The sequence below is a fragment of the Planotetraspora phitsanulokensis genome (assembly GCF_016863295.1).
In the GTDB taxonomy this organism is placed as follows: Bacteria; Actinomycetota; Actinomycetes; order Streptosporangiales; family Streptosporangiaceae; genus Planotetraspora; species Planotetraspora phitsanulokensis.
This window is the reverse complement of the sequence record NZ_BOOP01000044.1, coordinates 46,070-60,986: the sequence shown is the minus strand read 5'-3', so window position 1 is coordinate 60,986 and position 14,917 is coordinate 46,070. Positions and strand designations below refer to the sequence as shown.

General features: G+C 68.9%; 11 protein-coding genes. 2 read left to right on the top strand and 9 right to left on the bottom strand.

The window, feature by feature from the left end:
- Positions 1–5 precede the first annotated feature (5 nt).
- The 8 genes from alaS to Pph01_RS37335 form a co-directional block, all read right to left on the bottom strand.
- Positions 6–2,678 (bottom strand): alanine--tRNA ligase, encoded by a 2,673-nt coding sequence (alaS, locus tag Pph01_RS37370; protein WP_204077963.1) that lies wholly within the window; start codon positions 2,676–2,678, stop codon positions 6–8.
- A gap of 1 nt (position 2,679) precedes the next feature.
- A complete protein-coding gene (locus Pph01_RS37365) occupies positions 2,680–2,940 on the bottom strand; it encodes a hypothetical protein (protein WP_204077962.1) in 261 nt (86 codons plus the stop codon).
- Entirely contained in the window at positions 2,937–3,392 is a 456-nt protein-coding gene (locus Pph01_RS37360) for a DUF948 domain-containing protein (protein ID WP_204077961.1), read from the bottom strand. Before Pph01_RS37360 ends, Pph01_RS37365 begins: the two co-directional genes overlap by 4 nt.
- Before the next feature lie 94 nt (positions 3,393–3,486).
- The gene (locus Pph01_RS37355; protein WP_239117306.1) at positions 3,487–4,812 is read right to left on the bottom strand and encodes a replication-associated recombination protein A; all 1,326 of its coding nucleotides are present in this window, start codon (positions 4,810–4,812) and stop codon (positions 3,487–3,489) included.
- A 16-nt stretch (positions 4,813–4,828) separates the two neighbouring features.
- On the bottom strand, positions 4,829–5,305 hold the full coding sequence (locus tag Pph01_RS37350) for a DUF2231 domain-containing protein (protein WP_204077960.1): 477 nt from the start codon (positions 5,303–5,305) through the stop codon (positions 4,829–4,831).
- Between the two features lie 444 nt (positions 5,306–5,749).
- Positions 5,750–7,507, bottom strand: a complete 1,758-nt coding sequence (gene aspS, locus Pph01_RS37345; RefSeq protein ID WP_204077959.1) for an aspartate--tRNA ligase — start codon at positions 7,505–7,507, stop codon at positions 5,750–5,752.
- Positions 7,504–8,760: a histidine--tRNA ligase gene (hisS, locus tag Pph01_RS37340; protein WP_204077958.1), complete on the bottom strand. Its 1,257-nt coding sequence runs from the start codon at positions 8,758–8,760 to the stop codon at positions 7,504–7,506. The genes aspS and hisS overlap by 4 nt, the downstream gene beginning before the upstream one ends.
- The gene (locus Pph01_RS37335; protein ID WP_204077957.1) at positions 8,760–9,461 is read right to left on the bottom strand and encodes an MBL fold metallo-hydrolase; all 702 of its coding nucleotides are present in this window, start codon (positions 9,459–9,461) and stop codon (positions 8,760–8,762) included. Before Pph01_RS37335 ends, hisS begins: the two co-directional genes overlap by 1 nt.
- 271 nt (positions 9,462–9,732) lie before the next feature.
- Between Pph01_RS37335 and Pph01_RS37330 the strand changes: the two genes are divergently transcribed.
- Positions 9,733–10,596 carry a peptidylprolyl isomerase gene (locus Pph01_RS37330; RefSeq protein ID WP_239117305.1) on the top strand — a complete coding sequence of 288 codons (864 nt, stop codon included), beginning with the start codon at positions 9,733–9,735 and terminating at the stop codon, positions 10,594–10,596.
- A 60-nt stretch (positions 10,597–10,656) separates the two neighbouring features.
- Positions 10,657–11,886, top strand: coding sequence for a DUF349 domain-containing protein (locus Pph01_RS37325; RefSeq protein WP_204077956.1), 1,230 nt, complete (start codon positions 10,657–10,659; stop codon positions 11,884–11,886).
- A gap of 463 nt (positions 11,887–12,349) precedes the next feature.
- Here Pph01_RS37325 and Pph01_RS37320 read toward each other — a convergent pair whose 3' ends face one another.
- On the bottom strand, positions 12,350–14,530 hold the full coding sequence (locus tag Pph01_RS37320; protein ID WP_204077955.1) for a RelA/SpoT family protein: 2,181 nt from the start codon (positions 14,528–14,530) through the stop codon (positions 12,350–12,352).
- Between the last annotated feature and the right edge of the window lie 387 nt (positions 14,531–14,917).

Sequence of the window (14,917 nt, the reverse complement as noted above, 5' to 3'; positions counted from 1 at the left end):
ACCCGTCAGGCGAGAGAAGAGGAGATCGTCTCCTCGACCGCGCGCAACGCGTCGCCGATCGCCTCAGGACGCGATCCTCCGCCCTGCGCCACATCGTCCTTGCCGCCACCGCCACCCCCAAGCGTCTTGGCGGCGACGCCGACGAGCCGACCGGCCTTCAGACCGCGCTCACGTCCCGCCTCGTTCACCACGGCGACGACGACCGGGCGGTCTGAGGGCACCCCGGCAACGACGACGACCGCAGCGCGGTCGCTCGGGAACCGGCCGCGCACATCAAGGGCGAGCTTACGCAGATCATCGGCAGAGGTGCCATCAGGCGCGCGGTGGGTCACCACGGACACTCCGCCGAGGTCGCGGGCCTGCGCGACCAGGTCGCCGGCGACGGCGAGGACCTGGGCCGACTTGAGCCGCTCCAGCTCCTTCTCCGCGGTGCGCAAGCGCGAGACGATGCCGTCGATCCGCTCGGGCAGCTCCTCCTTCGGCGCCTTGAGCTGCTCGCTCAGCTGGTTGACCAGCACGCTCTCCCTGGCCAGGAAGCGGAAGGCGTCGATGCCGACGAGCGCCTCGACGCGGCGCACACCCGCGCCGATCGAGCCCTCGCCCAGCACCTTGACGAGGCCGAGCTGACCCGAGCTCGCGACGTGGGTGCCGCCGCACAGCTCGCGCGAGTAGTCGCCGACCTCGACGACACGGACCTCGTTGCCGTACTTCTCGCCGAAGAGCGCGAGCGCGCCCATGGCACGCGCCTCCTCCTGCGAGGTGTAGAACGCGTTGACCCTGAGGTCGTTGATCAGGACCGCGTTGACTTCGTCCTCCACGTCGCGCAGCACCGTCGGCGAGACCGCGCCCGCCGCGGTGAAGTCGAAGCGGAAACGCCCGGGCGAGTTCTCCGAGCCCGCCTGCGCCGCGGACTCGCCGAGCGCGTTGCGGAAGCCCCGGTGGACCAGGTGCGTCGCGGTGTGGCTGCGGGAGATCGCCCGGCGGCGCTCGATGTCGATCTCCGCGTGCGCGTGGTCTCCCACGCGGATCTCGCCGTGCCTGACCTTCCCGCGGTGGATGATGAGCCCGGCGAGCGGCGTCTGGACGTCGATGATCTCGACCTCCGCGCCATCGGTGCGGATCACGCCCTGGTCGGAGAGCTGACCGCCGCCCTCGGCGTAGAACGGCGTGCGGTCGAGCACGACCTCCACCGTGGATCCCGCGCCGACCGCGGGCACGTTGGCGCCGTCAAGGAGGAGACCGACGACGGTCGCCTCGGCCGTCGTGTGGTCGTACGCCAGGAAGTCGACCTTGCCGGACTTCTCCAGGATGTCGCCGAACACCGAGATGTCGGCGTTGCCGGTCTTCTTCGCCGCCGCGTCCGCCTTGGCCATGGCCCGCTGCTCCGCCATGAGGCGCCGGAAGCCGCCCTCGTCGACCTGGAGACCCTGCTCGGACGCCATCTCCAACGTGAGGTCGATGGGGAAGCCGAAGGTGTCGTGCAGCTGGAACGCCTGCGCCCCGCTGAGCGTGGTCGACCCCTTGCGCTTGCTCTCCTCGACCGCGACGTCGAAGATCGCCGTACCGGTGCGGAGCGTGCCGAGGAACGACGCCTCCTCGGCGTCGATGACCGTGTGGATGTTGGGCGCGTCCGCCTTCAGGTCCGGGTACTGCTTGCCCATCACGTCGATGGTCACGTCGGTCAGTTCGTGCATGTACCGCTCCTCGCCCGCGCCGAGCAGGCGGAGGTTGCGGATCGCCCGGCGGAGCATGCGGCGCAGCACATAGCCGCGGCCCTCGTTGGACGGCAGCACGCCGTCGCCGACCAGCATCACGCCGGCGCGCATGTGGTCCGCGATGACGCGGAGCGAGACGTCGGAGCGGTGGTTGCGGCCGTACCGCGTGCGAGTGAGGTCGGCCGCCCTGCTGAGGATCTTGTAGGTGGTGTCGATCTCGTAGATGTTGTCGACGCCCTGCAGGATCGCCGCCATGCGCTCCAGGCCCATGCCGGTGTCGACGCTCTTGGCGGGCAGCTCGCCGATGATGTCGAAGTCTTCCTTGCTGCGGACCGCGCCGAGCTGGAACTGCATGAAGACGTTGTTCCAGACCTCGAGATAACGGGTCTCGTCGGCGACCGGGCCGCCTTCCTTGCCGTAGTCGGGGCCGCGGTCGTAGTAGATCTCGGTGCACGGGCCGCCGGGGCCGGGCACGCCCATGTGCCAGTAGTTGTCCGCGAGGCCGCGCCGCTGGATGCGCTCGAGCGGGACGCCGGCCTTCTTGTGCCAGATGTCCAGCGCCTCGTCGTCGTCGAGGTAGACGGTCGCCCACAGCCGGTCTTCCGCGAAGCCGAAGCCGCCCTCGGACTGGGGCTTGGTCAGCAGCTCCCACGCGAACGGGATCGCGTCTTCCTTGAAGTAGTCGCCGAACGAGAAGTTGCCCAGCATCTGGAAGAAGCTCGCGTGCCGGGTCGTCTTGCCGACCTCGTCGATGTCGTTCGTCCGGATGACCTTCTGCGCGCTCGTCGCCCGCGGGTACGGCGGCTTGCGCTGCCCGAGGAAGTAGGGCTTGAACGGGACCATGCCCGCGTTGACGAGAAGCAGCGTCGGATCTTCGGCGACCAGGCTGGCCGAGGGAACGACGGTGTGTCCGCGCTCCTCGAAGAAGCGCAGGAAGCGGCGTACGATCTCTGCCGACTCCATTTCAGCGGCCATCCTTTACGTCGTCGTATCTGGTGGGTCTTGTCTCAACAGTGTCGAGCCCGAATGCGGCCCGCAACTCGGTTTCCCTGCTCGCCGCCAGGCGGAATACGTCGCCGGCGAACTCGCCGCCCTGCCCGGCGTAGCCCGCCAACCGGCCGGCCGTACGCCTGGCCACATGGTCGGGCCGCAATGCCTGAAGCTTACGCATAGTCCAGACCGCGAGATACGCGCCCAGGGCCATGTAGAAGAGCCTCCGGATCATCCGCCCCGCCTCCCGGACAGGCCGCGCGACCCGGGCTCACCCCGCGACGCCTGGGCGTCGAGGGCCGGGCGCGGGCTCGGAACGCGCTCGCCGGTCACCCGGCCGCCGCGTCTGGCCAGCGCGGCGCGGACGCCGTGGCTCAGGGCGGAGATCTTGATCACAGGCCCGGCGAACAGCGTGGACGCGACCCCGGTGATCTTCACCATGTTGCCGCTGACGTCCTTGACGTTGTCGGTGATGGCCTCGACGGCGATGAGCTGGCGGTTGGTCTCGGCGACCGTACGGCTCACGTCCTCCAGGAGCGGCACCACACGATCGCTCAGCTCCGACACCATCTTGGTCGTCTCGACCAGCAGTCTGGCCAGCTTGACCAGCACGACGGCCATGAAGCAGACCAGAATCGCCCAGAAGGTGGCGACGATAAGGCCCGCGAGCTCTCCCGCGGTAAGCATTGCCGATCTCCCTAGATCACCGGAGCTGGAATGGCAAGACCCTATCGCGAACGCCCTGCGCGCCGACGCGCACTACACGCCTGCCCGGCGATGCTCACGTGCCCGTCGGGTCGCTCTCGCCCCGGAGGAAACCGCGGATCTTCGTCCATCTCTCGCCGAAACGGGCCTCGGCCCCGTGGCTCGTCGGCTCGTAGTAGCGGCGGTCCCTCAGCTCCTCCGGCGCGTACTCCTGCCTGACCAGGCCGTGCTCGAAGTCGTGCGGATACTTGTAGCCCTTGCCGTGGCCGAGCTTCGCCGCCCCCGGATAGTGGGCGTCGCGCAGGTGGCCGGGCACGTGCCCGATCAGGCCACGCCGTACGTCGTCCGAGGCGGTGCCGATGGCCTTGACGACGGCGTTGGACTTGGGCGCCAGAGCGCAGTGGATCACCGCCTGGGTCAGGTTGATGCGGCCCTCGGGAAGGCCGATGAACTCGACGGCCTGGGCGGCGGCCACCGCGACCTGGAGGCAGGTGGGGTCGGCCATGCCCACGTCCTCGGACGCGAAGATCACGATGCGGCGGGCGATGAAACGGGGGTCCTCCCCCGCCTCGACCATCCGTGCCAGGTAGTGCACGGCCGCGTCGGCGTCCGAGCCGCGCATGCTCTTGATGAAGGCACTGATCACGTCGTAGTGCTGGTCGCCCTGACGGTCGTAGCGTACGGCCGCCTTGTCGGCAGCCTTCTCCACCACCTCGACGGTGACGTCGTCCGCGAGCAGGGCGGCGGCCTCCAGGTACGTCAGCGACCGGCGGGCGTCGCCCCCTGCCAGCCGTACGAGCTGGTCGAGGGCGTCGGCCCGCAGGGTGGCGCGGCCGTCGAGGCCGCGCGGGTCGGCGACGGCGCGCTCCAGAACGGACCGGATGTCGTCTTCCGACAGCGGCTCGAGGGTCAGCAGCAGCGACCGGGACAGCAGCGGGGAGATCACCGAGAAGAAGGGGTTCTCCGTCGTCGCCCCGATGAACGTGACCCAGCGGTTCTCCACGGCGGGCAGCAGCGCGTCCTGCTGCGCCTTGTTGAACCGGTGCACCTCGTCGACGAACAGAACGGTCTGCCGCCCGGTCATGCCCAGCTCGCGACGGGCCTGGTCGATGGCGGCGCGGACGTCCTTGACGCCCGCCGAGACCGCGGACACCTCGACGAACCGCCGCTTGGTGGCGTTGGAGACGACGTAGGCGAGTGTGGTCTTGCCCGTCCCCGGGGGCCCCCACAGGAACAGCGACATCGGGGCCTCGCTCTCGACCAGCCGCCTCAGGGGCGTGCCCGAGCCGAGGAGATGCCGCTGGCCGATCACCTCGTCGAGGCCTCGCGGCCGCATGCGCACGGCCAGCGGCTCGTGGCTCTTGTGGGCCTCTTCGGCCGCCGAATCGAACAGGCTATCCACAACGCCGAGACTACCGTCAGTACGCCCAGACCGCCCTCGCGCCGCTGTCGCCGGCCCGGAACACGTAGTAGGCGACGACGAGCGCCAGCACGACCGTCGCGACGGACAGGACGAGGCTGACGACCCTGGCCGAGCCGGCGGGCGCCGTCCCCGGCTCGCGGTGGGGACGCGTCAGGTAGACGAGCACCAGCGCCACGACGCCGAGCCCGATCGTGGAGTACAGCAGGGGGCTGGCGAAGCTCGAGTGGTCCAGAACGGGCTGCGGGATCTGGCCCTTGAACAGGCGCGCCTCGAGGGCCTCCCCGCTCTCCCTGGCGGAGAACACGGCCAGCGGGGCGGCGACGGCGCTCACGACGAGGGCCCAGTCGAGCTTCCCTCGGAAGGCCGGGAGAACGACGTAAGCGATACCCAGCAGCACGAGCAGTGGGGTGAAGACCACCGCCGCGTGGATGATCAGAGGGTGGGCGGGGAGACCGAGTATCTCGTCGAACATGTGCATCGCTCCTGAACTGGATCCAAGCGTGACTTCACTCTCGCTGCACTCTCATACGGATTCCAGCGCCAAGAGGTTCTCCCAAGACCCCAAGTCATCCCGAATTTCTCAGATTCCCCCACTCCCCCACCCCGCGTGATCATGCACACCCTCGGGAAATGCGGGCCCTGACCTGCCCCACCCCGGATCGTGATCATGCGCGGGTTCGGCGGAAAGGCCTCCCACATGCGTCTTCGCCGTACGTGATCCGGCAATCAGAATTGCCAGATCACGTACGGCGTCGCCCAAGGCAGACCTGCCTACTTCCGAATCCGCGCATGATCACGTACGGCATCGCCGCAGGTCAGGGAGGAGATCCGCGAACCTACGCATGATCACGCCGCGCGTTGGCACACGTCAGCGCACACGTCCACGAGCCTGTGCATGATCACGCGCAGGCAGGGGTCACGTGGCCGGCTTGGCTTCCTTCTGCTTGGCGTCCACGCCCGCCTCCTTGCGCTGCGCGCCCGTGATGGGCGTCGGAGCGCTGGTCAGCGGGTCGAAGCCCGACGCGGTCTTCGGGAAGGCGATGACGTCCCGGATCGACTCGCCGCCCGCGAGCAGCATGCAGATCCGGTCCCAGCCGTAGGCGATGCCTCCGTGCGGCGGCGGGCCGTACTTGAACGCCTCCAGCAGGAAGCCGAACTTGCTCTCGGCCTCTTCTTTGGAGATGCCCAGCACGTCGAAGACCCGCTGCTGCATCTCGGCCCGGTGGATACGGATCGAGCCGCCGCCGATCTCCATGCCGTTGCAGACCATGTCGTACGCGTAGGCGAGCGCCTCGCCCGGGTGGTCCTGGAAGTTGTCCGCCCACTCGGGCTTCGGCCCGGTGAAGGGGTGGTGGACGGCGGTCCAGCCGGTCTCGCGGCCGACCTCGTCGACGACGGGCTCGAACATCGGGGCGTCGACGACCCAGAGGAAGGACCACTGGGAGTTGTCGATCAGGTCACAGCGGCGGCCGATCTCCAGCCGGGCCGCGCCGAGCAGCTCACGCGAGGGACCACGCGCACCGGCGGCGAAGAAGATCGCGTCGCCGGGCTTGGCCCCGGTCGCCTCCGCCAGGCCTGCGAGCTCCTTCTCCGACAGGTTCTTGGCGACGGGTCCGCCCAGACCGTCCTCCTGGACCAGGACGTAGGCCAGGCCGCGGGCGCCGCGCGCCTTGGCCCAGTCCTGCCAGCCGTCCAGCTCCTTGCGGGTCTGCGACGCGCCGCCCGGCATGACGACCGCACCGACGTACGGCGCCTGGAAGACACGGAATGTGGTGTCCGAGAAGTACTCGGTCAGGTCGACGAGCTCGACACCGAAGCGGAGGTCCGGCTTGTCCGAGCCGTACCTGGCCATGGCGTCGGCGTACGTCATCCGCGGCAGCGGGGACGGCAGGTCGTAGCCGACGGTCTCCTTCCAGATGCGCCCGATCAGCGCCTCGCCGAGCTCGATCACGTCGTCCTGGTCGACGAACGACATCTCGATGTCGATCTGGGTGAACTCGGGCTGCCGGTCGGCACGCAGGTCCTCGTCGCGGAAACACCGGGCGAGCTGGTAGTACCGCTCCAGGCCGGACACCATCAGGAGCTGCTTGAACAGCTGGGGCGACTGGGGCAGGGCGTACCAGTTGCCCGGCTGGAGCCGTACGGGCACGAGGAAGTCGCGGGCGCCTTCGGGCGTGGAGCGCGTGAGGTTCGGCGTCTCGACGTACACGAAGCCGCGGTCGCGCATGACCTCGTTGGCCAGGTAGGTGGCCTGAGACCGGATCCGCAGCGACTGGGCGATCTGCTGGCGCCTGATGTCGAGGTAGCGGTACTTCAGCCGCGCCTCCTCCGACACCTCCGTGCCTCCCTCGATGGGGAACGGCAGGGGCGCCGCCTCGCTGAGCACCTCGACCTCGGAGGCGACGACCTCGATCTCACCTGTCGGCAGGTCGGGGTTCTCATTGCCCTCCGGCCGCACGCGGACCTCGCCCGTGACCTTGACGCAGTACTCCGAGCGCAGGTCGTGGGCGTGATCCTCCTCGCGGAAGACCACCTGGGCGGAGCCCGACGCGTCACGCACGTCGATGAACACCACCCCGCCGTGGTCGCGCCGGCGCGCCACCCACCCCGCCAGCGTCACCTGCTGGCCTGCCTGCTCCTTACGAAGCGTCCCTGCTTCGTGAGTGCGGATCACGAGAGTTTCCCCTTCAAAACGTCGACGACCTCGGCCAACGGCACCGCGGTCTGCTCACCTGTTGTCAGGTCTTTCAGTTGTACGGCTTCCGCCTCGATGTCCCGCTCACCCAGGATCAGGGCGAAACGGGCACCACTGCGGTCGGCGGCCTTCATGGCGCCCTTGACGCCCCGGCCGCCGAAGGACATGTCGACCGCCACGCCGTCTCTGCGCAACTGCGCGACCAGCGAGAAGATCCGGCGCCTGGCCTCCTCGCCCAGGGGGACGGCGAAGACCTCGACGTGCCCCGGACGCTCGGTGAGCAGCCCTTCCGCCTCCATCGCGAGGACCGTGCGGTCGACGCCGAGCGCCCAGCCGACGCCGGGCAGCGTGGGGCCGCCGATCATCTCGCTCAGGCCGTCGTAACGCCCGCCGCCGCCGACCGCGGACTGCGCGCCGAGCCCGTCGTGCACGAACTCGAAGGTCGTCCGCGTGTAGTAGTCGAGCCCTCGGACCAGCCGCGGATCGTCGGTGTAGGTGAGTCCGGCGCCGGTGAGCAGGGTGCGGACCTCCTCGTGGTAGGCCTTGCAGGCCCCGCACAGGTGGTCGGTCACGAGGGGCGCGTTCACCAGCTGCGCCTGGACCTCCGGGCGCTTGTCGTCGAGGACCCGCAACGGGTTGATCTCGATGCGCTGCCGGGTGGCCTCGTCGAGGTCGAGCCCGCGCAGGAAGTCCTGCAGCGCGGCCCGGTAGGCGGGACGGCACTCCTTGCAGCCGAGCGAGTTGATCAGCAGCCGCACGTTCTTGAGGCCGAGAGAGGCGTACCCGTCGCAGGCCAGCACGATCAGCTCCGCGTCGAGCGCCGGGTCCTCCGCGCCGAGCGCCTCCGCGCCCACCTGCGAGAAGTGCCGGTAACGGCCGGCCTGCGCCTTCTCGTAGCGGAAGTAGCTGCCGGAGTACCAGAGCTTGATCGGAAGGGCTCCGCCGTACAGGCCGTGCTCGAGGACGGCGCGCATGACGCTGGCCGTGCCCTCGGGGCGCAGCGTCAGGGACTGCCCGCCCTTGCTCTGGAAGGTGTACATCTCCTTGGTCACGATGTCGGTCGACTCGCCGACTCCCCGCGAGAACAGACCGGTGTCCTCGAAGGCCGGCGTCTCGATGTACCCGTAGCCCGCGCGGCGGGCGGGCGCGCTGAGTGCGTCGCGCACGATGAGCGCCCACTCCGAGCGCGGCGGCATCCAGTCGAAGGTGCCCTTGGGCGCCTGAAAACTCATTACAGTCCCCTGCTAGGGCCGCTGGGCGGCACCACTTCCCTGAGAAAGGGGTTGGTGGCCCTCTCGCGGCCGATCGTCGTCTGTGGTCCGTGACCGGGCAGGACCAGCGTCTCGTCCGGCAGCGTCAGCGTTTTGGCGAGGCTGCCGAGGATCGTCGCATAGTCGCCGCCCGGGAGATCGGTGCGGCCGATGGAGCCGGCGAACAGCAGGTCTCCCGAGAACAGGACCTCCGCGTCCTCCGCGGGATCCGTACCCTTCAGGGGCGTCCTGAACGTCACCGACCCCCTGGTATGCCCGGGGGCGTGGTCGACCGTGATGTCCAGACCGGCGAGCCGCAGGGTGGCCCCGTCGGACAGCTCCCTGACCTCGTCGGGCTCGCTGAACCGCAGCCCGCCGAACACCTGACTCGCCTGAGCCGACAATCCCTTGCCGGGGTCCGACAACAGCTCGCGGTCCTCCGGGTGGATCCACGCGGGGATGTCATGCGCGCCGCAGACCGGGGCCACCGACCAGACGTGGTCGAGATGCCCGTGGGTCAGCAACACGGCCACGGGCTTCAGCCGGTGCTCCCGGAGCAGTTCGTCGAGGCCGTCCACCGCGTCCTGACCAGGGTCGACGACGACGCACTCCTCGCCTGGGGCGGGAGCGACGACATAGCAGTTGGTCTGGAAGGACCCTGCGGGAAACCCGGCGACGAGCACGGAAGCGCCTCTACGTCTCGTGACGATGTATCAAGGATTACGCGAGCGAATGTAACCGAAGGGTACCGGTGCGGGTCGGCGGGCTGCGAACCAATACCCGTGTGCCGATACGATTCGCCCACCTCAATAGTCATTCTTGGAGCAGTCGAGCCGGATGCCATAGAGCGACGCGCCGTTCGCGGAGATCTTCCGTCACCACGTACGGCGGCGCTCGGGGCGGACCGGCATCCGACGAGGCGACCAACGGAACCAGGCAGTTCGGGAGGACGCAGTGGTCACCGGCAAGGACCGTCAGAGGCAGCTGGCCCGCGAGCACCACCAGCGGCAGATGCAGTCGCGGGCGGAGCGCCAGCAACGGGCGCGTCGTGTCGCGATCTTGGGGACCAGCACGGCCGTCGTGGTCGTGATCGGCGGCATCGTGGCCGCGATCGCGCTCCTAGGCGGAACCGACGGTGATGTCGCGACCGCGTCCGCGGCGCCGTCCGCGAGCGCTCCCGCCACGGACGCCGCAGCCGCCGCCGAGCCCAAGGCGTACGACCCGGCGACCGGAACCTGCGGCTACGTCGCCGACCCCGGCAGCGGTCAGGTCAAGGACGTCGGCCTGCCGCCCGCCAAGGTCAGCACCGCCGCGGCCACGATGACCATCAAGACCAACCTCGGCGACATCGTCGCGAAGCTGGACGCGGCCAAGGCGCCGTGCACGGTGGGCTCGTTCCGGTACCTGGCCTCCAAGAACTACTTCAAGGACAGCAAGTGCCACCGGCTGGGGACGGACTTCCCGATCCTGCAGTGCGGCGACCCGCTCGCCAAGGCCGACGGCAAGAACCCGACGGATGGCCAGGGCGGCCCCGGCTACCGGTTCGTCGACGAGAACCTCGAGGGCGCCAAGTACTCGCGTGGCGTGCTGGCCATGGCCAACAGCGGCCCCAACACCAACGGGAGCCAGTTCTTCATCGTGTTCGGCGACACGGGGCTGAACGCCGCCTACACACCCTTCGGTACCGTAACAAAAGGACTAGAAATCCTCGATAAGGTCGCCAAGCAGGGCATACTTCCCGGCGGTACGGGTGACGGCACGGGCGCTCCCAAGCAGCCCGTGGAAATCAAAGACGTGACAATCACGGGCAAGAGCTGACGTAATACAACCAAGGGCATTTCGGGCCCTGGAGGGCTGATTCAAGTGCGGGAGGACGCGGTGACCACCGACCCGTGGGGCCGGGTAGACGCTGACGGCACCGTCTACGTGCGTACGGCTGAGGGAGAACGGGCCGTCGGGTCCTGGCAGGCCGGCGAGCCTGAAGAGGCTCTGGCCTACTACCGCCGGAAGTTCGACGAGCTAGCCGGGCAGGTCCAGCTTCTGGAGCAGCGGGTGAAGGGCACCGACCTGGCGCCCGCTCAGGCCGAGTCGAACATCGCGAAGCTGCGGGAGGCGGTCGCGGAGGCGCACGCCATCGGCGACCTCGCGTCCCTCCAGGACCGCCTCGCGGCGCTGACCGAGATCGTCGGCAAGCGCCGGGAGGAGGTCAGGGCCGCCCGCGACCAGGCTCGCGTCCAGGCCCGGGAGACCAAGGAGCGGATCGTCGCCGAGGCCGAGCGCATCGCCGAGGACGCCACGCACTGGAAGTCCGGCGGCGAGCGCCTACGGCAGCTCATCGACGAGTGGAAGGCCGCCGAGCGCATCGACCGGGCGACCGAGGCCACCCTGTGGAAGCGCCTGTCCGCCGCCCGTACGGCTTTCGCGAAGCGGCGCAAGGCCTACTTCTCGTCCCTCGACGAGCAGCGCGACGCCATCCGCAGCTCCAAGGAGCGGATCGTCACGGAGGCCGAGACGCTGGCGTCCTCGACCGACTGGAACGCGACGGCAGCGGCCTACCGCGAGCTGATGCGGCAGTGGAAGGCCGCCGGGCGCGCCTCCCGCGAGGCCGAGGACGAGCTCTGGGGCCGGTTCAAGGCCGCCCAGGACCAGTTCTTCCACGCGAGGTCGGCGGTCTTCGCCGAGCGCGACGCGTCGTTCGCGGCCAACGCGGAGGTCAAGGAGGCCCTGCTGGTCGAGGCCGAGCGGCTCCTGCCCGTCACCGACGCCCGTACGGCCCGCAGCGCGTTCCGGAACCTCCTGGAGCGCTGGGAAGCCGCCGGACCTGTGCCGCGAGAGATGCGGGACAAGCTCGAGGGCGGCCTGCGCCGCGTCGAGGACGCCGTCCGCAAGGCCGAGGAGAACGAGTGGAAGCGCTCGAACCCCGAAGCCCGCGCTCGCGCCCAGGACACGGTCAACCAGCTCCGCCGCTCGATCGAGCAGCTCGAGACGCGCCTGTCCAAGGCCCGGGCCGGCGGCAGGGACAAGGACGTCAAGGAGGCCGAGGAAGCTCTGGCCGCCCGGCGTTCCTGGCTCGAGGAAGCCGAGCGCACCCTGGCCGAGTTCTCCTGACGACGACGCCCCGTTTGTGCGTGATCACACCCAAGTTCGGAGAAGGTGCCGCTGACCTGCTCCGACCTTGGGTGTGATCATGCCCGGGTTCGTGTAAAGGTGTCACGAGCCGGCCTCCCCCGGTTTGTGATCATGAACACTTTCGACGTAACCACCGTTGACCTGCGGTTACGTCTTTCGTGATCATGCACGGGGGGACGGCCGCAACGTGCATGGGAGCGCTCAAGCGAGATCGCCAGTCCTGCATCAGGACTCGGCCACCCAAGACGGCTTGCCACGGATCGTCGCCACTGTGGCCATAGACCTCACAGCCCGAGTGCCGCCATCGGTCGCCTGCCCTGATGTCGCGGCGGCACCACGCCGACCAGGCTCGCGCAACGACCCCACGTACGGACTGAGCATCACCTCAACGACCTGCGTACGTCCGCAGTGCATGATCACCTACAAGCACAAGCCGAGGGGGTCAGTTGGTGACGCGGTAGACGTCGTAGACGCCTTGGATGGTCCGGACGGCCTTGAGGACGTGTCCGAGGTGCTTGGGGTCGCCCATCTCGAAGGTGAACTTGCTGACGGCCACCCGGTCCCGGGAGGTCGCCACCGACGCCGACAGGATGTTCACGTGGTGGTCCGACAACGTCCGGGTGACGTCGGACAGCAGGCGAGGCCTGTCCAGCGCCTCCACCTGGATCGCGACCAGGAACAGCGAATCGTCCTGCGGCGACCATGACACCTGCACCAGACGATCCGCCTGGGCACTCAACTGGTCCACGTTCGGACAGTTCGTCCGATGTACGGAAACTCCATGCCCTCGGGTGACAAATCCGACGATGTCGTCGCCGGGTACCGGCATGCAACATCGAGACAGCCGCACCCAGACGTCCGGGTCGCCCGCCACCATGACGCCGGCGTTCGAGTTGCCCCTGGGACGGCCCTTGAGCCTCGTGGGGACCGCGGCCTCCGCCAGGTCCTCCTCAGCCCCCTCGACGCCTCCCAGCGCCTGTACGAGCTTCTGAACGACGGACTGGGCCGCGACGTGGCCCTCCCCCACGGCCGCGTACAGCGCCGACACGTCGGGGTAACGCAGATCGCGGGCGAGGGCGAGAAGCGCCTCGCCGGACATAAGGCGCTGGAGCGGCAGGCCCTGCTTGCGCATCGCCCGCCCGATGGCCTCCTTGCCGGCCTCGATCGCGGTCTCCCTGCGCTCCTTGGAGAACCACTGACGGATCTTGTTCCGGGCTCGGCCGCTCTTGACGAACTTCAGCCAGTCACGGGACGGCCCCGCGTCCGGCGACTTCGAGGTGAAGATCTCGACCGTGTCCCCGTTGCCGAGCCGGGACTCCAGCGGCACCAGCCGCCCGTTCACACGGGCGCCGATGCAGCGGTGGCCCACCTCCGTGTGCACGGCGTACGCGAAGTCCACGGGCGTGGCGCCCTCGGGAAGGGCGATCACCTGCCCCCGCGGCGTGAAGACGAACACCTCGGACACCGACAGGTCGAAGCGCAGCGACTCCAGGAACTCACCCGGGTCGGAGGTCTCCTTCTGCCAGTCGAGCAGCTGCCGCAACCAGGCCATGTCGTTGACCTGCTTGGCCTTGGCGGGCCCGGAGCCGTTCGTCTCCTCCTTGTACTTCCAGTGGGCGGCCACGCCGTACTCGGCGCGGTTGTGCATCGCCCTCGTACGGATCTGCAGCTCGATCGTCTTGCCCTCGGGCCCCATGACCGTCGTGTGCAACGACTGGTACATGTTGAACTTGGGCATGGCGATGTAGTCCTTGAACCGCCCGGGCACGGGCCGCCACTGCGCGTGGATCGTGCCGAGTGCCGCGTAACAGTCGCGGACCGTGTCGACGAGCACCCTGATGCCGACCAGGTCGTAGATGTCGTCGAACGCCACGTCCTTGGCGATCATCTTCTGGTAGATCGAGTAGTAGTGCTTCGGCCGCCCGCGCACGGTCGCCTTGATCTTGGCCTCGCGCAGCTCCGCGGAGACCTTCTCGATGACCTCCTGCAGGAACAGGTCACGCCTGGGCGCCCGTTCCGACACCATCCGGGCGATCTCGTCGTACCGCTTCGGATAGAGCATGGCGAACGCGAGGTCCTCCAGCTCCCACTTGATGGTGTTCATGCCAAGTCGGTGAGCCAGAGGCGCGAAGATCTCGAGCGTCTCCCGGGACTTCTGCTGCCGCTTGTGCTCCGGCATGTACCGCATGGTGCGCATGTTGTGCAGCCGGTCGGCGAGCTTGATGACCAGGACCCGGATGTCGCGGGACATCGCGACGACCATCTTCCTGACGGTCTCGGCCTGCGCGGCGTCACCGAACTTGACCTTGTCCAGCTTGGTCACACCATCGACGAGCAGCGCGATGTTGTCGCCGAAATCGGCTCGTAATTCGTCGAGGCTGTAGGCGGTGTCCTCGACGGTGTCGTGCAGCAGGGCGGCGCACAGGGTCTCGTCGTCGGTCCCCAGCTCGCCCAGGATGCTCGCCACGGCCAGCGGGTGGGTGATGTACGGGTCGCCGCTCTTCCGCTTCTGGTCGCGGTGGTGGTAGGCGGCCATGTCGTAGGCGCGCTCGATCAGGCGCAGGTCGGACTTGGGATGGGTCGCCCGGACCGTCTTGAACAGCGGCTCCAGCACCGGATTCATAGCACCCCATTGCCCCCCGAACCGGGTCAGCCGCCGTCGTACGGCCGGCGCCGGTCTCTCTTCCGCGCCCCCCGATGCGTCGGGCACCGCGTCAGCGGGCACATCGGCCGGCTCGGGGGCGTCGCGCGGGTCGGTCCCGCGTCCAGCCCGCGCGCTGTCAGGCACGACCACATCACGGGGCACACAGACTCCTCACGTCGAGTCCAGATTCCTCAGTGTATCCGTGCTGCCACAGCACTCTCCGCCGCCTGTTCACGGCCGTGATCCGCAGCCCTTTCCCGGCCGTGACCCGCCGTCCATTTCCGGCCGTGATCCGCCGCCCGCTCCCGGCCGCGCTTCGCCGGCCGCCAGGCCCGCCGCACGGCGGATGCCGGTGCCCCTGATCCG

What these genes read in the sequence shown, in the direction of transcription:
- alaS (WP_204077963.1), bottom strand. Translation starts at nt 2,678, where the DNA reads ATGGAGTCGGCAGAGATCGTACGCCGCTTCCTGCGCTTCTTCGAGGAG.
- Pph01_RS37365 (WP_204077962.1), bottom strand. Translation starts at nt 2,940, where the DNA reads ATGATCCGGAGGCTCTTCTACATGGCCCTGGGCGCGTATCTCGCGGTC.
- Pph01_RS37360 (WP_204077961.1), bottom strand. Translation starts at nt 3,392, where the DNA reads ATGCTTACCGCGGGAGAGCTCGCGGGCCTTATCGTCGCCACCTTCTGG.
- Pph01_RS37350 (WP_204077960.1), bottom strand. Translation starts at nt 5,305, where the DNA reads ATGTTCGACGAGATACTCGGTCTCCCCGCCCACCCTCTGATCATCCAC.
- hisS (WP_204077958.1), bottom strand. Translation starts at nt 8,760, where the DNA reads ATGAGTTTTCAGGCGCCCAAGGGCACCTTCGACTGGATGCCGCCGCGC.
- Pph01_RS37320 (WP_204077955.1), bottom strand. Translation starts at nt 14,530, where the DNA reads ATGAATCCGGTGCTGGAGCCGCTGTTCAAGACGGTCCGGGCGACCCAT.